This is a genomic window from Agrobacterium sp. SOY23 (assembly GCF_027212525.1).
Classification (GTDB): domain Bacteria; phylum Pseudomonadota; class Alphaproteobacteria; order Rhizobiales; family Rhizobiaceae; genus Agrobacterium; species Agrobacterium tumefaciens_I.
In genome coordinates this window covers 383,801-405,113 of the sequence record NZ_JAPWDT010000004.1, presented here as the reverse complement: position 1 = coordinate 405,113, position 21,313 = coordinate 383,801, and the positions used below count along the sequence as shown (strand labels likewise).

Below are 21,313 nucleotides of genomic sequence, written 5' to 3'. Positions count from 1 at the left end.
AAGCGCTCTGATCTCAGGCCATTGCCGGGCGCGGCGCCGGCCGCTCCTGAATGGGCCAGTGCACGATGGCCGCAAAAATTCCCATGCCGACGCCGAGCCACCAGACGATATCGTAGGTGCCGAACCTGTCGTAGAGGAAACCGCCCAGCCAGACGCCGAGGAACGAGCCGATCTGGTGGGTGAGGAAAACCACGCCGCCCAGCATGCCGAGATGGCGCGTACCGAACATGATCGCCACCAGCGCATTGGTGGGCGGCACGGTGGAAAGCCACAGAACGCCCATGACGGAGGCGAAGAGGATGACCGAAAGCGGGGATTGCGGCAGCAGCAGGAAGGCCGTGACCACGACCGAACGGGCGATATAGATATAGGCCAGCAGATAGGGTTTCGAATAACGCTGGGCGATAACCCCGGCGGCGAGCGACCCGATGACATTAAAGAAGCCGATCAACGCCATGGCAATGACGGCGTAACGCGGTTCGATGCCGATATCGCCGAGATAGGCCGGGAAATGCGCGGTGATGAAGGCCACCTGAAAGCCGCAGACGAAAAAGCCGGTGGTCAGAAGCAGGTAGCTCTTGTGGCCAAGTGCTTCCTTTAGTGCTTCGCCGGCGGTCTGCTGGAACTGCGCCTGCGACTGGCTGCCGGAGGAGGCATTGCCGCGCATGGGAAAAGCAAGCAGCGGCACCAGCATCATCATGGCGGCCAGCCAGACGAGGCTGTCCGACCAGCCATAGGCGGAAATCAGCCCCTGGCTGATGGGCGCAAACAGGAACATGCCGGCCGAACCCGCCGCCGTGCCGATGCCGAAGGCGAGCGAACGCTGCTGCGGCGTGACATGACGCGCAAAGGCAGAGAGAATGACGCTGAAGGAACCGGCGGCAATGCCGAGCCCGACAAGCACGCCACCGCCGAAATGCAGCCAGAAGGGCGAGGTGCCGAAGGACATGCAGATGAGGCCGGCGGCATAAAGGATGCCGGAAAGCACCAGCACGCGGCCCGTGCCATATTTATCCGCGATTGCGCCGAAGAATGGCTGGCCAAGGCCCCAGAACAGGTTCTGCAGGGCCATGGCGAGACCGAAGGTGGAGCGATCCCAGCCGGTATCGGCAAGCATCGGCAACTGGAAGAAGCCCATGGCCGAGCGGGGACCGAAGGTCATGACCGCAATCAGCGACCCGGCTGCGATGATCAGCCAGGGCATGGTCTGGCGTGTGGCTTGCGACATGAACATTCCCCCATCACAGCGCCGCGCCCAAAAGAAAGGGAGATGGCTTGCTGCGGATTCCTCTATGATGGGATGAATATTATCTTTTGTCAGCCGACCCCACTAGCGACTTTTCTTGACGGCACTATTCGTGATGCTGATGGGACGGCGTCTTCAATACATCTTGTTTATCAGCGCGCCATTGCGGTTGAGAATTCCTTCAAGGCTCTGCTGCCGTTTCTGGATATCGTCGAGAAGCGTATCGGAATTGTTGATTGACGTGCCCAGATTTTGCTGAACAACCGACCAGTCTACCTGAGGCACAAAGGAATTGTTGGAGCTGAGCGACGGCTCTTTTGCAAAGGTCCTGACAACAGTATCAAGTGCCGCGAGACCGAGCTTGAGTTCTTCTATCGCCTTTGTTTGTTGCGCAACCGAAGCCGCCAGCTTGGTGTTGACTTCCTGGCTGTTCGTCAGAATTTCCAGCCCGTCCTTATTGACCTTCATGCTGGTGATAAAGGGTAGTGCGGTGAAAACCGCGCCGACGAGTGCAAGCACCACGCCATGGGTTTTGCCTGCGGAAAAGAAGCATAAAAGTAAGCCCGCCACGCACATCAATATCCCTATCGTGGCAACGACAGATATGTGATTATTCGAAATGGCGTTGAGAAAATCGATCATGGCATTATCTCCGATAATATAACCCATGATTGATTTTTATTTTTTAGAAATCAACTTATAATTTCACTCCGCCTGCCGCCGCTTGATCGCCCAGCCCTCTGGCCGTTCCTCCACCACCTTTGCCACATCGCCGACCGAGAGCCTGCCCTGACCGCGCGGCGTCACGTTCCAGCCGAACAGCGGGCCCGGCACGCGCCGGTCTCCGGACATGCGGATGCGGCCCATGGCCTTCATGGGGGAGGGCACGTCGCGGGAGCCGGTCATCTGGTCCTGCGTGGTCATGATGCAGCGGGCGCAGGGCTTGACGAGATCGAAACGAATGCCGCCGATCTCGATGGCCGCCCAGCGATCCTCCGCCCATGCTTCGTCCGTATCCAGCACGATATTCGGCCGGAACCGTTCCATACCCACGGCGTCCTCGCCATTGTCGCGCATATTGTCGTTCAGTGCGGCAAGCGAGGCGGTGGTGGTGACGAGGATCTGGTAGCCATCGGCAAAGGTGACGGGCGTTTCATTGCCCGTCCATTCAAGGCTTGCAATGCGGTTGGAGGCATCGTCGAAAAAGGCGAGCTTCACCTCGCGCCCGAGCCATGCCGAAAGCGTGCCGTTGGTGTCGTCATCGGCGATATTGGCGCTGACGATCGATTTCCACACGGCCACATCCATGCGCTGCCCGGAGGGGCGTGCGAAAATCTCACCGTTCTTCTCGCGCGAAAGCGCCATGCCGCCATCCACATGCCGCGCCAGCACGGTGGCGATATCCGGCAATTCACGCTGGGTGATGAAATGGCCGGAAGGGTCGGTCAGCATGGCGCGGCGGTCGCCCGGCAGGCCTTCCGCCGAAACGTGGCTTTCGGAGAGGGCGATGCCGCGCGCGCTTTTCAGCGGATAGATGTTGAGTTCGGTCACACGCATTTTCGGTCTCCTCAAATCTCATCGAGAAACAGGTCCAGCACCTGTTTCAACCGCTCATGGCGGGCTTCTGCCATCTGCCGTCCCGTTTCGGTGCGAAAGCCGTCGGCCAGTTTGAACAGCTTGGTTTCGAAATGGTCGATGGCGAAGGCGCGGTCGTCCAGCGGCCGTTCCTTCGCCAGCGGATCGGCCGGATCATAAAGCGCCGAGCCCATGCGCCCGGCAATATAAAAGCAGCGCGCCGCCCCGATCATGCCGATGGCATCCAGCCGGTCGGCATCCTGAAGGATTTTCGCTTCCAGTGTCTGCGGCTCGATATTGGCGGAAAAGCTGTGGGTGGTGATGGCGTGCGCGGCGGCGTCGATATCCTGCCGTTGCCAGCCGAGCCCGTCCAGAATGCCCGAGGCTTTTTCCGCCGCCAGCCGCGAGGCCTGCGCGCGCAAGGGCGAGTTCTTCTCCACGGCCACGCAATCATGCAAAAGCACGCTCGCCGCCAGCACGGTGCCATTGCCACCTTCCTGCTCATGGATGCGCATGGCGTTGCGGAAGACGCGGTGAATATGGGCGAGATCGTGCGAGCCGTCGCCGCTATCCGCGGCATGCGGTATCAGCGCTTCGGCAAGCGATTCGTAAGGCGCGAAAGATTGGGCCTGCATTGCTACTCCATCGGCTTTGGCAATGCTGTTTAGAGGCGGAATCGCGCCCGCGCAATTGACATCATGTATCGGCTTGTCGCGGGTCGCGAAGGGCAGGCTTCCGGGTGAGGATTTTCTGGTAAAACAAGCCAATGCCAATCAGCACCGCGCCGAGCCCGATGAAGGACAGTGCTCTCAGCACACCTTCCAGATTGCTCATGTCGATCAGAAAGGCCTTGGCGACGGAGATCAGCACGAAGGCGGCCGATGCCAGACGCAGGCTGCGGGCATTAAAGCGCGAGCCGAGCACGAGCAGCAGCACACCGATCAGCAGCCAGACCACCGAATAGCTGTAGGTCTCGCCCTGCAGGAAGCCCTTCCAGTCGGCGATGTTTTCGCCCTGCCAGAAACGGCGCACCGAAAGCGTGGCCCAGGCAAAACCGAGTGCCGCACCCGCCACCGCCAGCATGCTGACATAGGGCGGCGGACGTTTTCCCCGCGCATAATAGGCAAGGCCGCCATAGGCGAGCGCCGGCAACAGGTAACCGATGAGCAGCAGGTTGAGGACCGGGATGCGACCGGTATTCTCGCCCGTGAAATAGGGGTTGAGCGTGAAGAAATGCATCGTCAGCACATTGATGACGGCAATCACGCCGGCAATCATCGAACCGTAACGGAAGACGGGGCTGGGGCTCTTGAGATCGAGCGTCATCAAGACACCTGAGAAGCCAATGGTCAGCAGCGTATAGATCGACTGTTCGCCAAGTGTCGGTACGCTGTCATCCAGCGTGCCGCCATTCATCGCGTGGCGGATGAGGATGGCCACAGCCAGAAGGCCCATGACGCTGGCAATCGCCTGCAGGAAGTTCTTGGCGCGGACACCCGGCCAGTCACGCAGCAGCCAGGCAGAGGCGACGGCCAGAAGGGCGGGAATGCCATAACCCGGCAGAAGCGCGTTGAAGACCGGCGTGGTGCCGAGATTTTGCGGGCCGACGATGGTGGGTTCCCAGGCGATGCGGCCGAGAACGGCAACGCTTGCCACCGCCATCACCCAGGGCAGAACCTCCCAGTTGCGCTGGCGGCTTGCCAGCACATAGGCGAAGCCAATGACGGAAAGCAACACGGTTGTCACAAGCCCTTCCGTCAGCGTGTGCAGGCAAAGCGCGAAGGCGGCGAAGGAGCCGAGCACGAGAATGTTGAGCGGCTTGCGGTAGGTCTCGTTGTTCTGCCGGTGCAGCCATTCGGCACCTGCGATCAGCACGAAGCCGAGGCCGAGACCGTAGGCAGCGTGCAGCCAGTCACGGCCGAGATTGCCATATTCGACGAAGCTTGCCGTCGCGAGCCAGACCGGGAAAAGTGCTGCGATACCGGCCCAGAGCTGGGCGAAATCCGCATCTTCGGCGCCCTTGCGTTTCAGGAAGGAGAAGGCGCACAGCACCAGGATCGCGCCGAGGCCGAGTGCCATGGCTATTTCCGCGGTGTAACCTGTTCCGACGGGCGGAAGCGTTACGCCGGTATCATTGATGAGACCGATGAAGTCGATGCCCTGCCGCGACATCAGCGATACCGCAGTCTGCGCGCCGAGCGCGGCGATGATGGCGGGCCAGACCGCATAGTGGCGGGCAGCGCCAAGGGCGGCAAGTGCAGCTATGAGCGCCGAAACGACCACAGCCGGATGGGTGTCGATGCTGCCCTCGGCAAAGAGGACGCCGATGGCCGGCAGGATCACGGCCATGGATACCGTGAGATTGATGGCGAGCGACGGACGCAGCAGAAGCCGCATGATACGAACCGCGCGCCGCTCGGGAACTGCTGTTTCGGCCGTTTCTGCGGGCGGGGTGTCGAGCTGTTTTCCGGGCCAGAGGAAGATCGTGCCGGCCAGCATGATGAGCAGGGCAAGTGTCGGCGGTTCGGCACTGATCGTATCGGAAAACCCGATATAGCCGAGCGCCCAGAGGCCGAGGCCGGCATTGCCAAGCGACGGAACCACGGTCCAGCCCTGCCGGCGTGCGGCCGCTGCCGTGGCAAGCCACGCGACCGTCAGGAAGACGAAAAGCGCCCAGATATTCGGCGTCTCGGTGGAAATCAGCGCCGGCGTCAGCATCGAACCGAGAAGGCCGAGACCGGCCAGCGCCTGTCCGTGCAGCAACGACAGGCCGATGGTGGCGAAGGCGACGAGGCCAAGCAGGATAAATGCCGTGCCCGGGCCGATATAGTCGTAAATGCCATAGGCTGCATAAACCACGCCGAACAGCGTCAATGCGCCGGCCGCCGTCAGCACGCCGGGTATCATGGCGTTGGAATAGGTGGTGGCAATGCCCGGAACCGCCTTGCGGCGGATCGCCTCGCCGGCAAGCCCCAGCACAAGGCCAAAAATGGCGGCGAGCGACAGCCGGACCGCCGGGCTCAAGAGACCCGATTCGATCGAATATTTGACGAGGAAAATACCGCCAAGCGCCAGCGCCAGTCCGCCGGCCCAAACCGCCCAGCGCGCGCCGAGCAGGCTTTCGAAGCTTTCCTTCGCCGCCGGTGCTTCAACGGCCGTTGCGGCAAGCGCAGGCTGGGCTTCGTCTCGCACGACCTCTTCCGGTGCTGCCGTGGCTGCGGCTTCTTCCTGCTTGGATGCGTATTCAGCCTGGAAGGCTGTTGCTTCCGGCGCGGCTTCGCTTTCCGCTTCCGCGGTTTCCGCGCTCTCTGCCTGCGTCATCAGCGGAGCCGCAACGCCTGCGGCCATCAATCGCTTGAGGCTGTGAACCTCCCGTTCCAGAGACTTGATTCGGCTTGAATTGCGGATGCTCGCGACCAGCGTGTAGATGAAGGCCGCGACAAGGGCGAGGATAAACAGCGGGATGTCCAAACGGGCTCTCCAATTACCAAGCTGTTTTTAAAGCTCTTTTGGGGAGTTTATGCAAGGCCCGGTTGATGGAGGTGTGGTAACGGGGAGAGCGAGCGAGTGCCGCGTTCTTCTCCCCGGCGGGGAGAAGAACGCAAGGCGCATTCGCTCGACCCCATGCGCACTCCAATCAGGAAGCATCCGCCAGCCAGTGCCGCGCCGCCTCGATATCGGTAAGCCCCAGCTCGTGCCCGTCCTCGACCGTTTTCATCTCGGCCCTTGCGCCGCTTGCCGCAAGCCTGCCCTGCAACTCGCCCGCCTTGTCGCGATATTTGTCGCGTTCTCCCGCAACAAGCAGGAAATCGCGGCCGGAAAGATCGGCCTCCGGCCATGTGTCGAGAACCGGCATCGGGCGATAGAGCAGGGCGTTGCCGGCAAGCTCCGGATAAAGCGCCGCAAAGGCCGCGTAGAAGTTCGCGCCATTGGAATGGCCGATAAACCGCAGTTTCGAGCGATCGAGACCATAGGCGCGGATTGCTCCTTCCACGAAGGCGGCGAAGGCCTCCGCTTCTGAGACGATATCCTTCTGGTCAAAGCTGAAATCCGGGAAGCGTCGGAACCAGCGGGCGATATCCTCTTCCGTGCTGCGGCCGCGCACGCCGAGAAGGGTGGCGCCGGGTGCCGCCCGGTGCGCCAGCGGCATCAGGCTCGTTTCACTGCCGCCGGAACCGTGCAGCAGGATGATGGTGCTGCCGTCAGGTTCTTCGGGCGTATAAAAACGGTGCACGAAGGGCAGGTCGCGATAAACGATCCGCTCTTCACCCGGCATTGCAAATTGCGGCAGGGCGACGCGCACATCCGCCTCATCCTTCATGAAAAGCGGCGGAATGAACAATTCTTTGCCGAGCGTTGCCAGCGGTTCGTCCACCGTCATGCCGGGCCCATCGGTCGCCATTTCAATCAGCACGCCGCCCGGTTCGCGGACGTAGAGCGAGTGGAAATATTTGCGGTCATGGGCGTTGGTGGTGCTGGAATTCAGCGATTTCAACCCGGTGAGAACCGTGTTCAGCTCATCCATGTCCTTCGCCCGGAAGGCGATGTGGTCGACCGTGCCGGTGCCGGGCGCGCTGGACCAGAAACCGGTCGCGTCGCGCACGTCGATAATGTCGCCGCTGTCGGAGGTAAGCCGGCGGATCGCGCCCGACTGGCTTTCCTGCCGGTAACCGAAGTGTTTTTCCAGAAACGCCACGGTTTCTTCCGGCACCTCGCTCAGCATGGTTGCGCCATAGATCCGGCGAATGGCGTCTTCGGCGGAGATATCGGCCGTCACATGCGGCGTCGCATCGGCAAAGGCATGGGTGCCGACAAGCTTCACAATCAGGCCATCAGGGTCTTTCAGCCGGATGACGGGGGCGCCGAATTCATCCGACGGACCTTCGGCGCGCATGCCGAATTTCAGCGCCCGCGTCAGCCAGAAACCGATTGCGGCGGGATCGATCGCCACGGAGATTTCCAATGTCTGTCCGTACCCGACGCGGCCCTGGCCGCCATCTTCCCAGACCAGAAAGGTCAGCAGCGAACCGGGCGAGGCGGTGTCGTCGCCGTAAAGCAGGTGCAGCTGCATGGCGTCTTCGAAACCGGCCGTCCGCTTGACGAGCCGCAGCCCCAGGAAACCGGCGTAAAAATCCACATTCGCCTGCACCTTCCGGGTGATCATGGTGATGTGGTGTATGCCAAGTGCAGAATTCATGTCGCCGTCCCGCCGTTTCGCCTGCTGTTTGAGGCCCTATTTGTCTCACGCTGCCCCTGATCCGCAACCCCGGCAAATGAGAACGATGTGTTCTCTGTGTGAACGATATTTCCGCGCCTTCGTTGCACGCGGGATGAGCAGAATCTCCGCCTTTTTGCCCGCATATCGATCATTGGTGCGCATAAAATAAGCATACAAAATAATGGCTATTTTGTATGCAATTTTATCTTGCCTTGGGGGTTGGAATTGGGTCTTATACAACCAATCCAGCAAAACCATCAGGGGGAATAGATGATTTTAACGCGCAGGTTGTTGTCGAAGACGCTCGCCATTGCCGCCATCGGTGCGGTCACGGGCGTTTCGCTGCCGGTAACGGGTGCTCGTGCCGAAACGCCGGTGAAATTCACGCTCGACTGGAAATTCGAGGGGCCGGCTGCCGGTTTCCTGCTGGCGCTGGACAAGGGGTATTTCAAGGCCGAAGGGCTGGATGTCACCATCGATAGCGGCAACGGCTCGGTCGAGGCCATCCCGCGTGTTGCGACCGGTGCCTACCAGATGGGTTTCGGAGATATCAACTCGGTGATGAAGTTCCTCGACGAAGATCCGAGCCAGAAAATCAAGGCCGTTTATATGGTCTATGAGCGCCCGACATTTGCCGTGGTTGGCCGCAAGTCGCTCGGTGTCACCGGCGATCCGAAGTCACTGGAAGGCAAGAAACTCGGCGCACCGCCGCCGGATGGCGCTTTTGCACAATGGCCGGCCTTCAAGCAGGTTGCTGGCCTCGATGACAGCAAGATCAAGATCGAATCGATCGGTTTTCCGGTGCGTGAACCGATGCTCGCCAAGGGCGATGTCGATGCTGTTTTCGGCTTTGCCTTTTCGGTTATCCTCAATCTCAAGAAACAGGGCATTGCCGATGACGATATCTCGACCATCCTGATGGCCGAGCACGGCTTGAATCTCTATGGCAATGCGGTGCTGGTAAACACTGATTTCGCTGAGAAAAATCCTGATGCCGTGAAGGGTTTCCTGAAGGCGCTGGCCAAGGGCTTCGCCGATTCCGTCAAGATCCCGGAAGAGGGCGTGGCGGCGGTGCTGAAGCGCAACGAGACGCTCGACAGCACCATTGAGCTCGAACGCCTCAATATGGCGAACAGCATGAATATCAAGACGCCCTATGTGGTGGAAAACGGCATGGGCGGGGTCGATCCGACCCGGCTTGCGGCCTCCATCGAGACGCTGAAGGTTTCGCTTGGCCTGAAGGGCAACGTCAAGGCGGAGCAGGTCTTCGACGCGACATATCTGCCGGCCAAGGAAGAACGCATGCTTCCCTGAGCGAGCGGGTACGGCAAATTTCTTCTCCCCGGCGGGGAGAAGAAACGAACGGCAAGGCCGGTATAGCCGGCAGCCTTGGAAATGGGCAGGAAAAACGAAGGCCATAAGCGCCCGTTCCCGCCGAAGACATAGGGGACTGCGATGTCACATCTCGTGGAAATAGACAGTGTCGATATGCGCTATGGCGGCTCCGCCGGCACGCTTGCCGTATCCGGTCTGAACCTGACGGTCGACAAGGGTGAATTCGCAGCGGTCGTCGGCCCGTCCGGCTGCGGCAAGTCCACCCTGATGAAGCTGGTGACGGGGCTGCATATTCCACAAAAGGGCAATGTCATCGTTGCCGGGCGACAGGTCACCGAACCGGTCTCCATCGTCGGCATGGCCTTTCAAAACCCGACGATGCTGCCCTGGCGCACGACGCTGGAAAATATCCTGCTGCCGCTCGAAATCGTCGAGAAACACCGTCGCCGGCTGCGTGCCCACAAGGCGGACTATGTCGCGAAAGCCGAGCGCCTGCTGGAAATCGTCGGCCTGAAGGGCTTTGGTTCCAAATATCCATGGCAGCTTTCCGGCGGCATGCAGCAGCGCGCCAATCTCTGCCGCGCGCTGATCCACGAACCGGAACTGCTGATGCTGGACGAGCCTTTCGGCGCGCTCGATGCCTTCACCCGCGAGGAGTTGTGGTGCGTCATCCGCGATCTGCACGCCGCGCAGCGCGTCACCATCATCCTCGTGACCCATGATCTGCGCGAAGCGACCTTTCTGGCCGACAAGATTTTCGTGATGAGTGCAAGGCCCGGCCGAGTGCTCGCGGAACACCGCGTGCCGTTTGCCCGCCCGCGCCAGCTCGATATCATGTATGACAAGGGTTTCAACGACATGGTACAGGAACTGCATGGCGAAATCGCGCAGGCGAGGGTGGCGGCATGAGCGCGATCATGGAAAGCGCCGTGACGACCGAACCGCGCAAGCCACTGATTGCCCGGGTCAACTGGGTGAAGGCCGCGCCGTGGCTCTATACGCTGGCACTTTTCGTGCTGTGGGAACTGCTCGTCTACGCGCTGAAAATGCCGCCGACCATTCTGCCGTCGCCGGTCAGGGTCGGGCAGGCCATCGTGCAGTATTGGTCGCCGATCTGGAAAAATTCGCTGCAGACGCTCTACACCACGACGCTGGGTTTCGCCATTGCCGTCGCCGCCGGTCTCGCCATCGGCCTGTTCATCGGCTGGTCGAAAACCATCTATGCGGGGCTTTATCCGCTGATGATCGGCTTTAACGCCATTCCGAAGGTGGCGCTGGTGCCCATCCTCGTCATCTGGTTCGGCATCGGCACGGTTCCCGCCGTTTTGACCGCCTTCCTGATTTCCTTCTTTCCCATCGTCGTTAATGTCGCCACCGGCCTTGCCACTATCGAGCCGGAGACGGAAGACGTGTTGCGCGCACTCGGCGCAAAGAAGATGGACATCATGCTGAAGGTCGGCATTCCGCGCTCCATGCCTTACTTTTTCGGCTCGCTGAAAATCGCCATCACGCTCGCCTTCGTCGGCTCGGTCGTCTCGGAAACCGTCGCCTCCAATTACGGCCTCGGCAATATGATGAGTTCGGCGCAGAGCCAGTTCAACGTGCCGCTGGTTTTTGCCGGTCTCTTGATGCTCGCGGTGGAAGGTATTGCCATGTATGCGGTCATGGCCTGGCTGGAAAAGCGCATGACCGGCTGGGCGCATCGCTCCACCATGGGGCAATAAGGAATACAGCACGGGCACGAGAAATGTGCCCGTGCTGGAAGCCGGTGCAAACTTAATGCGCCGCCATTTCCTTCACGATGTCGGCTCCATCCATCAGGAAGGGATAATAGGTCGGCCAATTGGTGACTTCATCCAGCAGCGCCTTGCGATCATTGCCCCAATAAAGATGGTAATGGCCGGCCTTGACCGGGGCGATGGAGTGGTCGCTGAACTGGATGAATTGCGGCGCGGCCTCGTCGCCGGCGGTCTTCTTGAAGATATAGCGTACGCCGCGGTTGCCCTTCTTGTAGGTCAGGATTTCGCGGCCATCGCTGACATAGGTGCCTTCAGCGGGCTTGCCGTCCTTGTAGAATGCCACGCTGTCGGCCTTGATGACGATGCGGTTGACGTCGGTCTTGTAGCCGATCTCGTAATAGGCGCGATATTCAGCCGCCGTCTTGTCGCCATGTGCGGCCTTGTCGGCCATGACGCTGTCGAGCGAGCCGTTCAGCAGATAGGGATAGACGGATTGCCAGTCGCCTTCCCAGTCGGAAAGCGCGCGCGGTTTCACCTGCGCATCCTCGAAATAACCCTTGTAAATCTGCTTTTCCGCCTCGGTCATCTGATGGCCGTGGTCATGACCATGGTCATGGCTGTGGGCAGCGGATTTGTCGCCGCCGGCAGCGGTTGCCGCGGCAGCCGCCAGCAGCATGGAACCAAGTGCGAGCGCGCCGGTGACGCGGGTCAGTGTCTTCTGCATTGTTTCGGCCCTCTTCAGTCTGCGATCAAAAACAAGTAACGTAATAACATTACGTGTCGACCTATAGAGGCGTCTTTGGCGGGACGCAAGGGCGCATGTTGACGTAGCGTCATGAAAAAGCGCGATGGCTGGTCAGCCACCGCGCTTGAAAAATGTGCGGCAAGGGTGAGCGGTCACGCCTCAGGCGGGCTGTGCGCTCACCTCGGCCTTGCGTTCGTCAAAGGCGAGCTTCATCGCTTTCGTCACGTCGCGGGTCGTTGCGAAATAGCTGTCGCTGCGCACCCAATAACGCAACTTGACGGTGGCGCTGTCGACGCTGACGGAATCGACGAAGGTTACAGGGGCAGGGTCCAGCAGCACCCGGCTTTCGGAGCGCACCACGCGCATCAACATGTCCTGCGCAGAAGAAAGATCCTCGTCGTTCTTGACCGTCAGGCTCAGTTCGTGACGACGCGAAGGGAAGCGGCTGTAATTGGTGATCGGCACGTTCCAGAGGGTGGAGTTCGGAGCGAGGCGATAAAGCCCGTCACTGGTCTTGAGTTCGGTGGCGAACAGCCCGATTTCAATGATCGTACCGCTGACGGAGCCGGTCTCGATATATTCGCCCACCCGGAACGGGCGCAGCACAAGCAGCATGATGCCGGCGGCGATGTTCTGCAGCGTGCCTTGCAGGGCAAGACCGATGGCGAGGCCGGCAGCGCCGAGGGCGGCGAGAATGGAAGCCGTCTGCACCCCGAACTGGCCAAGCACCATGACGATGACCAGAATGAGCACGACATAACGAATGGCACCCGCGAAGAAACCGGCAAGCGTCGCATCGAAACCGCGAATGCGCGACAGGCCCTGGAAGGCCCAGCGCTGCAGGAAGGTGGCGGCCAGCCAGCCAATGATCAGCAGCAGCAGCGCACCGATGACCGAAAAGGAATATTGCACCGCCAGCGCGCTCGCCTGCCGCACGGCCGTCTGCGATGCGACGATGATATCCGTTGCCTGTTGTTCCATGAATTATCCCGTGATTTTATTGTCGTTCAGGGTTGGTAACGAATGGGTGCCGCAGCGGTTCCGCCCAAAATCGGGCCTCAACCGGCAAGCGGCAGCACGAAAGGCACGTTACCATCGGTATCCGCCCCCCGGCCGATCGCCTTGATCGCCTTGACAAGCCGGCCCTCGCGCCCCAGCAGCCGGTCGCCGATGGCGATGATACGGGCATTGGGCGTGACATAGGGTGAAACAGTGCGCAGACGTTGCGCAAGCTCGTCCTCATCCTGATCAGGATAAAGACTGAGGGCGGCGATGACGGCAGCGGCCGGCGAGCGCGAAATCCCCATCCAGCAATGGATGAGCAGCGGTGCGGATTGATCCCATTCCCGCGCGAAATCGATCAGCTTCAGCACATGCGCATCATCAGGCGCAATGAGATCGCCGGTGCCCTTGAAGGCGATGTCGTTCATGGCAAGCGTCAAATGCCGCTCGGCGGCAATGACGGCCGGGCGGTGAAAGCTCTGCTCCCTGGCGATCAGCGTCACCATTTCGCGGGCCTTGTGTTTTACGGCCATTTCGGCGATCCGCGACAGCGGCGATACCACGATGGCCGTCATGTCGCGCTCCCGGTTTTGGCCACTCGCAGCGTCTCGATCGCCTCGAATCGCGCGATGAACAGTCTTTGCGCCTCCGTCGAAGGAAGTGGCGTGATATCGAACATGTCACGGGTGATGCCGCGCGGCAGGCCGAAGAATTTCTGGGCTTCGGCGGTGGAAAAACCGGCAAGTTCCGTCGCCTCAAAAAAGGCGGCCACCGTATCGGCCTTCTTGATGCGGTCCTTCAAGTCGCGGGATGCATGCGGCGGCAGGCTGAAACGCAGATGCACGGCGGCCTCCAGCCGCTTTTCCACCGTCTTGTAACCACCGCCGACCACGGATTTGAACGGCGAGATCATGTCGCCGATCACATATTCCGGTGCGTCGTGCAGAAGCGCCATCTGCATCTCGTCAGGCGTGGCACTCGCGCACATGCGGCAGAAAATGGTCTCGACGATGAGGCAATGTTGGGCGACCGAAAACGCGTGGTCACCGCGCGTCTGGCCGTTCCAGCGGGCAACGCGGGCAAGGCCGTGGGCGATATCGACGATTTCCACATCGAGCGGGGAGGGGTCGAGCAGGTCGAGCCGCCGTCCCGACAGCATGCGCTGCCAGGCGCGCGGACTTTTTGCGGGTGCCACTCTCAGTCCTCCGCCCGCGCCGCCGGATCGGCTGCCGGGAAGGAGAGCCCGCTCCACACCGGCAGGGCTACACTCACTACAACATTGTCCGCAAGGAGCGGCGTGCCAGCGGCGAGCGCATCGGCAATTCGGTCGGTCCGCACGATGGCAAGCGCCCTGTTGCCGCAAACGGTTCCCAGCGCGCCGACTGGTTTTCCATCGGCGATGATCTCCGTCCCGCTGACGGGAAGTGTGCCTTCGGCGGAAACGGTCACCACACGCCGTCTTGCCGTACCGCGATGTTTCATGCGCGAGACGACTTCCTGGCCAACGAAGCAGCCCTTCTTGAAAGAAACCCCGTCATTCACATCCATCAGCACATCATGGGGAAAGGCATCCTGAAGCGCATAATCCCGGCCGGATTCGGCAATGCCGTGCTCGACGCGCAGCGCCTCATAGGCTGCAGCCTCACCGGAGGCCGATACGCCGGGCACACGCCAGAGATCGACACCCGCCTTGGCGAAACGGCCATCCCGCACGCCTGCCTCCGGCGCGCTCCCGCCCCAGAAAAGGCTAACGCCTTCCACGGTCTCGGCTTTCAGATCGACGGGCGCGCGCAGCTTGTACATGGTCAGGCGGCGCAGCAGCGCATCCTGTTCGGCAGCGCCCGTCTCGATCAGATAATCCCCGCTATCGCGCCAGATCAGGAAATCGAACAGGATCTTGCCCTGCGGCGTGAGAAGCGCGGATGCGCGAGCTTCGCCTTCCGGCAGATTTTCGATATCGGCCGTGATCAGATTGTTCAGAAACTCTTCGGCGCCGGTGCCGGAAACCCGGATCAGGCGGCGGTCGGCAAGAAAGGCGGAAGACATGGCGTCACCGTTCGGTTCATCGAGGCTATGTGAATATCAGGCAAGTGCAGATGCACTTTGCCGGAATGCTCATTCCGCACAGTTAGGATTTTTGCAAAAGAACGGCAAGCACCGGGATGCGATCAATCGCCGGCGGTGAAGAACTTCCATTTGCCATCCGGCGAAATGCCGACGCGGTAGAAGCTGTAATTGCCATATTCCTGCATGTCGGCCAGATCGCCCGCCGTGATGATGCGCAACAGCTCCACTTTTTCCGGCGCAGTCAGCGTATTCAGCGGCTTTCCGGCGAAATAGGGGAAGACATAGGCTTCATCCGGGGTGCCGGCATCGACATGGGCATAACCGGTGGACAGCAGGTCGATGATGATCGCCAGCACTTCCAGCCCGTCCGGATCACCGGAATAGCTTTTCAGCGCCGCGATCGGGTCTTCGCTGTCGCTGCCGTCGATACGGAACTGATTCTGCCCGGCGGCGATGAAGGGCCGCAGTTTCTCGATGTCACCTGAGGCGGCGGCATCGATGATCTGCTGGCGCAGCTTGCGCACGGGCTCCGGCGCCTTGGAAACATCGTGCTCGATGACAACGGACATTTCCGGCGTTGTGTCAGGTTTGGCGGATTGCTGGTTCGCCTTGCCGGCGGAACGATCGACCAGCGGGTCGGGCAGGGGAATGCCTTCCGAATCGCCTTCGACTTCGTCGGGCTCCGCAGGCTGCGCCTGCTGGGGCTGTTCGCCGTTCTGTGCCTGCGGTTCGCTTTCGCTCTTCTGCGCCGGCTTCAGTTCGGAAAGGGCAAAAGCTTTATCCGGCAGGCCAATCGGACCTGCGGTGAGCGCAAGCAGGATGGACAGCAGGGCGGAAGAGCGCAAAAGCCCCTTGCTCAGGCAAGACATGATAGACTCCGGCTTTACTGTATCACCCGCTGCGGCGAAAATTCGCCCTGAAGCATGCGCTGGCGCAGCGATTCCAGCATTGCTTCCGCGCCGGCCTCGCCGTGAATACGGATGGTTTCGCGCATGGCCAGAGCGATGGCGGCATCGGCGATGATCTCAGGCTCGATGCCGTCGGCCATGCCGTCAGCCCATGCCTCGTTCTGGTGTTCCAGAGCGACCTGCATCTTTTCATGCACGATCATATCGTCGATTTCGTTACGGCTTGTCTGCATCTTTCATCCTCGACAGGGCGAGCAAGTCCTTACCACCCTGTTAACAACACTAGCAGCCTTTTATCAAAACGGCACGGGCTGCGGCGAAAAGAGGTTAATAAACCTTTAATTTCCGAACCTGGACGCGATTTCCTGCGCGAGTGTTGCCCCTTCGTTACGGTAGTTCTCTTCTGCCATGATGGCGGCGCGTGTGCAACTGGTGTGGATGGCCGCAAAAGAGCGGTATCCACGGTTGAATGCAGCCGTCATGCGCTGGCGTCGTTCGGGTTCATTGGCCGTGTCCGCAGCCAGAAGGTCACTCATCGATTTGCGCCAGTCCTCCGGTCCGGAGGAGGGGCACAATGTTCTCAGATATTGCACCGCGCCCAATATTTCCGAAAGCCGCGCCAGCTTGTCGTCATATGGAGCAGGTTTGGGCGGTGCCGCTTCCGCGGGACGTGCCTCGGAAACGGGTTTTGAAGGCTGCGCATAAGCGATGCCTTCCTGCCCGATGGAAGCAAGCATTGTCAGAAAAAGAGACAGGAAGATGGTTGGCCGTATCAAAATTCTATTCTGCCCCACACATACTCGTGAACATCCGGCGGGCGGATCACCCCTAGATAATGCCGATTCTAGCCGGCTGGCAATCATGCAAGCAGGCGCTCGGCGCATTCGATGACGCTTTCGGGCGCCGGCAGAAGGCGAATCTCCGCCAGTGTGTACCAACCCGCATCCGCTGCATCGTCACCCACCGTCACCAGCGGATCGGCATCCGTTTCCACGGTGAAGACGGAGAGGAAATAATGGCTTGTCAGCACACCTTCAGCGTCACGGGAGGGAAGATCGTAGGTGGCAAAAAGCTGTGGCCTGCGGGCGATTATGCCGGTTTCCTCGTGCAGCTCGCGCAGCGCCGTCTCCGCCGGCGTTTCCCCTTCTTCGGCCCGTCCGCCGGGAAAGGCGAACATGTCCTTGGACGGCGGGTTGATGCGGCGCACGAGAAGCAGCCGGTCTTCGTTCCTGACGATGGCGGAGGAGGCGGCGCGGGGCTTGATACGAAGGGTCATGAATGGTTTCGCTTGTTTCAGCCGTCTTGGGCCTGTCTATAGTGGTATTGTGGTCTCGAATAATCGATTCCGGTGTCCGGGCCGATATATAGTCCCGAATTGGCGCGATTGTGCACGCAGAAGACGGTGGAATGAAGGTCTATCTTATTTATGCATTGGCGGCCGTTGCCGAAATCGCCGGCTGTTTCTCCTTTTGGGCCTGGCTGAAACTCGGCAAGACCGGGTGGGTATTGCTGCCAGGCATGGTGGCGCTGGCGGCTTTTGCGTGGCTTCTGACGCTGGTTCCGATGGAGGCGGCGGGAAGGGCCTATGCCGCCTATGGCGGGATTTATATTGTTGCTTCGCTGTTCTGGCTCTGGGGCGTGGAAGGGCATGCACCGGACAGGTGGGATATTTCCGGCGGCGTCGTCTGCCTTGCTGGCACCGCCATCATCCTGTTCGGGCCAAGGGCGTAAGGAGAAGGCCATGTGCGGACGTTTCGTGCTGAAGGCGACGCCCGGAGAGATCGCCGACTATCTCGATCTGATCGGCCTTGAGGATTTTCCCGCCCGTTTCAACATCGCGCCGACCCAACCCATATTGATCGTCATGGAAGGCGAGCGGCAGGAGCGCGGCAGCAACCTGCCCAACCGCCGGGCCGTGCTGGTGCGCTGGGGCTTTCTGCCGGGCTGGGTGAAGGATCCGAAGGATTTTCCCCTCCTCATCAACGCCCGTTCGGAAACCGCCATCGGCAAGGCCTCCTTCCGCGCCGCCATGCGCCATCGCCGCGTGCTCGTTCCGGCAACGGGTTTTTACGAATGGCGACGCCCGCCGAAGGAGGAGGGCGGCAAACCGCAGCCCTATTTCATCCGCCCGAAAAACGGCGGCATCGTCGCTTTCGCAGGTCTCATGGAAACCTGGTCTTCCGCCGATGGCTCGGAAGTCGATACCGGCGCGATCCTCACCACCGCTGCCAATGCCGCGATCGGCCGCATCCACGACCGCATGCCCGTGGTCATTGCGCCGGAAGATTTCAGCCGCTGGCTGGACTGCAAGACCCAGGAGCCACGCGAGGTCGCCGATCTGATGCGGCCGGTTCAGGATGATTTTTTCGAGATGATTCCGGTCTCGGACAAGGTCAACAAGGTCGCCAATGTCGGGGCGGATCTCATCGATCCGGTGCCGGAAAGCGCGCCGCTGGCGAAGATCAGGCCGGCGAAGGATGACGGGCAGATGTCTCTGTTTTGATCTGATTTAAGAGGGATTCGAGGCCAGCCATCGTCGCAGGCGTTGCCGCGTATTTCTTCCCCCCTCGGGGAGAAGAAACAAGTGGCGCATGCTCGGTCCCATAGAGGGCTTCAGAAAAGCTCAGCCGTTCAGCCCGATCTTCTGCAGGCCTTCCTGGATCATGATGTCGGAATAAACGCGGTTGCGGCCGTTTGCCTTGGCGAGATAGAGCAGCTGATCCGCCGCATTCAGCTGGTTGTCGAAGGGCTCGCCCTTTTCGATTTCCACGACGCCGAGGGAAATCGTCAGCGCCAGGCTGCTGCCGCTCAGCTGCCGGCCGTTCTTTTCCACCTGTTCGCGCAGTTCCTCGCAGAAGGCATAGGCAGCCCGCGCGTCCAGTCCGCGCAGGAACACGGCAAATTCCTCGCCGCCCAGACGGGCGGGGATATGGCGTTGCTCGTCGCACATGCCATGCAGCAGTTCGGCCAGCTTCTTCAGCGCCCTGTCGCCGGCATCGTGCCCCAGAGTGTCGTTGATTTTCTTGAAATGGTCGATGTCGAGAATGGCGACGGCGCCGCTCTCGTCATTGTCATTGATGACATCCATCAGCGCCCGCGTGCGCTCGAAGAAGGAGCGGCGATTGGGCAGGCCGGTAAGGTGGTCGCGTTCGGCCAGTTCGCGCAGGCGTTTGAGCTGCTTCAGCGTCTCGATATTGTTGTCGATGCGGCACTGCAATTCTTCCGGCACGAAGGGGCGGTAAACGAAATCCGACGCGCCGGCCTTGAGGAAGCTTGCCGAAAGCAGCCGGTCCGTGGAGGAGGATACGCCGATCACCCGCAGATCCTCGGATGAGCGGCTGTCGCGGATGCGCCGCGTCAGCTCGTAACCATCCATGTCAGGCATATGGTAATCGGTAATGACAAGCTGGATCGACCGGTCCTGCGAGAGTATTTCCAGCGCCTGTTTGCCCGAATGAGCCTCGCTGACCTTGAAGTTCTGCCGCTCCAGAATTTCCACGAGACCGGAGCGTGCCGTCCGCACGTCATCGACCACCAGAACGGAGAAAAGCTTGTTGCTCAAGATCCGGTCGACCGTCTTGACCACCGCATCGACGGTGCGGTGACCGTCCTTGACGATGTAGTCGATGATCTTCTTCTCGGCGTAGCGCTTGCGCGCCTCCTCATCCACCGTGGCGGTGAAAACGATCGCCGGCACCTTGCGCTCGGATAAAAGTGCGAGAATCTCGCCCTTCGGCGCATCGGGAAGATTGAGACCCGTCAGCGCCAGTGTGAAACTATTGGCCTGCATAAGGGCATCGGCATCGGCCATGCTGTCGCAATGAACGACCTCGGCTTCCGTTTCCTCCGAAAGCCGCGTCTTCAGCAGCATGGAAAGCGCAACGGAATCTTCTATCAGAAGGATTTTGTCCTGCATGGCCGTTCCCAAGCCCCCCTGGCCTGTCTCCACAGTCTTTCCTCAACGCCGAATATTCGTCATCCGCGTGTCCGCGGATTCGAAGGACGGCTTATGCTTTGTTGTGGAAAAAAATGCGGAATAGAAAAGTTCTTTTGTATTCACTAATCTATACGTTGACGCGCGTATAGCCTTCCTGTGGAAGGCCGGCTTTTTACTACGCTTTCGTTGCAGCTTCGTTACAGAAGTCTGCCAATTCTGTGAATGACGGGCGATCCGCAATATCGGAAACAGAAACGGCGCCTGGAAAAGGCGCCGCGTGACTGGTGATCTTCCGTCAGGAGCTCTCCGTTTTCCGGGAAATCCCCAATATTCGCCGACATCAAAAAAGTGAATGTTTTCAGGCAGTTTTGGCGGCGGGCTTGCGCTTCAGCATCAGGGCTGCGGCTGCAACGGCCTTCAGTCCGAGCGGGCGGTAGTTGCTCTTGAGGTCGGGCTTGGCCTGCGGCTGTGCCTTCGTCTCGTTCGTCATTTCTCTCTCTCCACAATTCACGCCAATCGCCGTTGCGATGCGTGTGAGCCCCTTCTTTCGAGGCTAATCTTGACGGATTCGAGGCGAAAGAGACGAAGCCGGCTTTTCAGGCTGCGACATTTTGCGTCACATCCTGCGCCGGCCTGGGTGGGAAAAGATAAACCTGTGGTTTTAAATGCCGCGATCGAGGCCGTTGCCGCCGTTCACATCATCCTGCCCGTCTTCCTCAATGGTCAGCGTGCCATAACGGCGATGCCAGAGGCGGGCGCTGATGGGAATGAAGACGAGATAGGCGGCAACCGTCAGAACCAGAACTTCCCAGGTGAAGCTCATCAGCATCGCCACGTAAAGCACGACGACAAGGATCATCGGCAGCACCAGATCACGGCGGATGCGGGTGCTGGACTTACCCGACCAGACCGGCAGGCGGCTGATGAGAAGATATCCGATCAGGACCGTATAGGCGGCGGCGACATAAGCGAAGGGCTTGTCCGGCTCCACGCCGAGGAAACCGAGATAGACCGGCAGAAGCACCAGCATGGCGCCCATCGGCGCCGGCACGCCCACGAAGAATTCGTTCTGCCAGGGCGCCTTTACCGGTCGCTCGATCATGACGTTGAAGCGCGCCAGGCGCAGGCCGGCGGCAATGACATAGATGAGGGCGCCGATCCAGCCGATCGAACGCGCCTGGTCTAGCAGATAGATATAGACGACAAGGGCAGGGGCGACACCGAAATTGACGATGTCGGCAAGCGAATCCATCTGTTCGCCGAATTTGGAGGTCGCCTTCATCATGCGGGCAATGCGCCCGTCAATACCGTCGAGGAAGGCGGCGAGCAGCACCATGCCGACGGCCAGCTCGAAGCGGCCCTCGATGGCGAGGCGCACGCCGCTCAGGCCCGCGCAGATGGCGAGAACAGTGATGAGATTGGGCACAACGAGGCGAAAGGGAATTTCTCTCAGGCGCGGCCCACGGCCGCTATCGTTGCGGCCCTCATGTTTTCCGTTCTGCTGTGACTCTGCTGCCGGCGTTTCCATGCGCATGCCCTTC

At 60.4% G+C, this 21,313-nt stretch carries 23 protein-coding genes; 5 read left to right on the top strand and 18 right to left on the bottom strand.

Annotation, left to right across the window (positions count from 1 at the left end; genetic code table 11):
- Nucleotides 1-13: 13 nt before the first annotated feature.
- The 6 genes from O3S81_RS14240 to O3S81_RS14215 form a co-directional block, all read right to left on the bottom strand.
- A complete protein-coding gene (locus tag O3S81_RS14240) occupies nt 14-1,228 on the bottom strand; it encodes an MFS transporter (RefSeq protein WP_269344132.1) in 1,215 nt (404 codons plus the stop codon).
- A 153-nt stretch (nt 1,229-1,381) separates the two neighbouring features.
- Complete coding sequence (locus tag O3S81_RS14235; RefSeq protein WP_269344130.1) at nt 1,382-1,888, bottom strand: hypothetical protein; 507 nt, start codon at nt 1,886-1,888, stop codon at nt 1,382-1,384.
- Nucleotides 1,889-1,951: 63 nt separating this feature from the next.
- Entirely contained in the window at nt 1,952-2,803 is an 852-nt protein-coding gene (locus O3S81_RS14230) for an MOSC domain-containing protein (RefSeq protein WP_269344128.1), read from the bottom strand.
- Nucleotides 2,804-2,814: 11 nt separating this feature from the next.
- Nucleotides 2,815-3,456 carry an HD domain-containing protein gene (locus O3S81_RS14225; protein WP_269344126.1) on the bottom strand — a complete coding sequence of 214 codons (642 nt, stop codon included), beginning with the start codon at nt 3,454-3,456 and terminating at the stop codon, nt 2,815-2,817.
- Between the two features lie 61 nt (nt 3,457-3,517).
- Nucleotides 3,518-6,292 (bottom strand): DUF2339 domain-containing protein, encoded by a 2,775-nt coding sequence (locus tag O3S81_RS14220; protein ID WP_269344124.1) that lies wholly within the window; start codon nt 6,290-6,292, stop codon nt 3,518-3,520.
- Nucleotides 6,293-6,458: 166 nt separating this feature from the next.
- Entirely contained in the window at nt 6,459-8,018 is a 1,560-nt protein-coding gene (locus O3S81_RS14215) for a VOC family protein (protein WP_269344122.1), read from the bottom strand.
- A 291-nt stretch (nt 8,019-8,309) separates the two neighbouring features.
- On the opposite strand from O3S81_RS14215, the gene O3S81_RS14210 reads away from it, so the two are divergent.
- The 3 genes from O3S81_RS14210 (at nt 8,310) to O3S81_RS14200 (ending at nt 11,098) form a co-directional block, all read left to right on the top strand.
- Complete coding sequence (locus O3S81_RS14210) at nt 8,310-9,353, top strand: ABC transporter substrate-binding protein (RefSeq protein WP_269344121.1); 1,044 nt, start codon at nt 8,310-8,312, stop codon at nt 9,351-9,353.
- Nucleotides 9,354-9,494: 141 nt separating this feature from the next.
- Entirely contained in the window at nt 9,495-10,283 is a 789-nt protein-coding gene (locus O3S81_RS14205) for an ABC transporter ATP-binding protein (protein ID WP_269344120.1), read from the top strand.
- Nucleotides 10,280-11,098 carry an ABC transporter permease gene (locus O3S81_RS14200; protein ID WP_269344118.1) on the top strand — a complete coding sequence of 273 codons (819 nt, stop codon included), beginning with the start codon at nt 10,280-10,282 and terminating at the stop codon, nt 11,096-11,098. The genes O3S81_RS14205 and O3S81_RS14200 overlap by 4 nt, the downstream gene beginning before the upstream one ends.
- A gap of 52 nt (nt 11,099-11,150) precedes the next feature.
- Here O3S81_RS14200 and O3S81_RS14195 read toward each other — a convergent pair whose 3' ends face one another.
- The 9 genes from O3S81_RS14195 to O3S81_RS14155 form a co-directional block, all read right to left on the bottom strand.
- Nucleotides 11,151-11,837: a ZinT family metal-binding protein gene (locus O3S81_RS14195; protein WP_269344116.1), complete on the bottom strand. Its 687-nt coding sequence runs from the start codon at nt 11,835-11,837 to the stop codon at nt 11,151-11,153.
- 180 nt (nt 11,838-12,017) lie between these two features.
- Nucleotides 12,018-12,839 (bottom strand): mechanosensitive ion channel family protein, encoded by an 822-nt coding sequence (locus O3S81_RS14190; protein ID WP_269344114.1) that lies wholly within the window; start codon nt 12,837-12,839, stop codon nt 12,018-12,020.
- A gap of 77 nt (nt 12,840-12,916) precedes the next feature.
- Nucleotides 12,917-13,435 carry a tyrosine phosphatase family protein gene (locus O3S81_RS14185; protein ID WP_269344112.1) on the bottom strand — a complete coding sequence of 173 codons (519 nt, stop codon included), beginning with the start codon at nt 13,433-13,435 and terminating at the stop codon, nt 12,917-12,919.
- On the bottom strand, nt 13,432-14,055 hold the full coding sequence (locus tag O3S81_RS14180; RefSeq protein WP_269344111.1) for an HD family hydrolase: 624 nt from the start codon (nt 14,053-14,055) through the stop codon (nt 13,432-13,434). The genes O3S81_RS14185 and O3S81_RS14180 overlap by 4 nt, the downstream gene beginning before the upstream one ends.
- Before the next feature lie 2 nt (nt 14,056-14,057).
- Nucleotides 14,058-14,906 carry a CAF17-like 4Fe-4S cluster assembly/insertion protein YgfZ gene (gene ygfZ / locus O3S81_RS14175; RefSeq protein ID WP_269344110.1) on the bottom strand — a complete coding sequence of 283 codons (849 nt, stop codon included), beginning with the start codon at nt 14,904-14,906 and terminating at the stop codon, nt 14,058-14,060.
- Between the two features lie 122 nt (nt 14,907-15,028).
- Complete coding sequence (locus tag O3S81_RS14170; protein WP_269344109.1) at nt 15,029-15,796, bottom strand: hypothetical protein; 768 nt, start codon at nt 15,794-15,796, stop codon at nt 15,029-15,031.
- 14 nt (nt 15,797-15,810) lie between these two features.
- Complete coding sequence (locus tag O3S81_RS14165) at nt 15,811-16,068, bottom strand: hypothetical protein (RefSeq protein WP_003501987.1); 258 nt, start codon at nt 16,066-16,068, stop codon at nt 15,811-15,813.
- 105 nt (nt 16,069-16,173) lie between these two features.
- Entirely contained in the window at nt 16,174-16,611 is a 438-nt protein-coding gene (locus O3S81_RS14160) for a TIGR02301 family protein (RefSeq protein WP_269344108.1), read from the bottom strand.
- Nucleotides 16,612-16,694: 83 nt separating this feature from the next.
- Nucleotides 16,695-17,111, bottom strand: coding sequence for an NUDIX hydrolase (locus O3S81_RS14155; RefSeq protein ID WP_269344107.1), 417 nt, complete (start codon nt 17,109-17,111; stop codon nt 16,695-16,697).
- A 131-nt stretch (nt 17,112-17,242) separates the two neighbouring features.
- Here O3S81_RS14155 and O3S81_RS14150 point away from each other — a divergent pair, with 131 nt between their 5' ends.
- Together O3S81_RS14150 and O3S81_RS14145 are read left to right on the top strand one after the other, a co-directional pair.
- Nucleotides 17,243-17,566 carry a YnfA family protein gene (locus O3S81_RS14150; RefSeq protein ID WP_269344106.1) on the top strand — a complete coding sequence of 108 codons (324 nt, stop codon included), beginning with the start codon at nt 17,243-17,245 and terminating at the stop codon, nt 17,564-17,566.
- A gap of 10 nt (nt 17,567-17,576) precedes the next feature.
- Nucleotides 17,577-18,338 carry an SOS response-associated peptidase gene (locus O3S81_RS14145; RefSeq protein ID WP_269344105.1) on the top strand — a complete coding sequence of 254 codons (762 nt, stop codon included), beginning with the start codon at nt 17,577-17,579 and terminating at the stop codon, nt 18,336-18,338.
- Nucleotides 18,339-18,458: 120 nt separating this feature from the next.
- Here O3S81_RS14145 and O3S81_RS14140 read toward each other — a convergent pair whose 3' ends face one another.
- The 3 genes from O3S81_RS14140 to pssA all read right to left on the bottom strand — a co-directional run bounded on the left by O3S81_RS14140 (nt 18,459) and on the right by pssA (nt 21,300).
- On the bottom strand, nt 18,459-19,751 hold the full coding sequence (locus O3S81_RS14140) for a GGDEF domain-containing response regulator (protein ID WP_269344104.1): 1,293 nt from the start codon (nt 19,749-19,751) through the stop codon (nt 18,459-18,461).
- Nucleotides 19,752-20,130: 379 nt separating this feature from the next.
- The gene (locus O3S81_RS14135) at nt 20,131-20,262 is read right to left on the bottom strand and encodes a hypothetical protein (RefSeq protein WP_269344103.1); all 132 of its coding nucleotides are present in this window, start codon (nt 20,260-20,262) and stop codon (nt 20,131-20,133) included.
- 171 nt (nt 20,263-20,433) lie between these two features.
- On the bottom strand, nt 20,434-21,300 hold the full coding sequence (gene pssA, locus O3S81_RS14130; RefSeq protein WP_269344102.1) for a CDP-diacylglycerol--serine O-phosphatidyltransferase: 867 nt from the start codon (nt 21,298-21,300) through the stop codon (nt 20,434-20,436).
- Between the last annotated feature and the right edge of the window lie 13 nt (nt 21,301-21,313).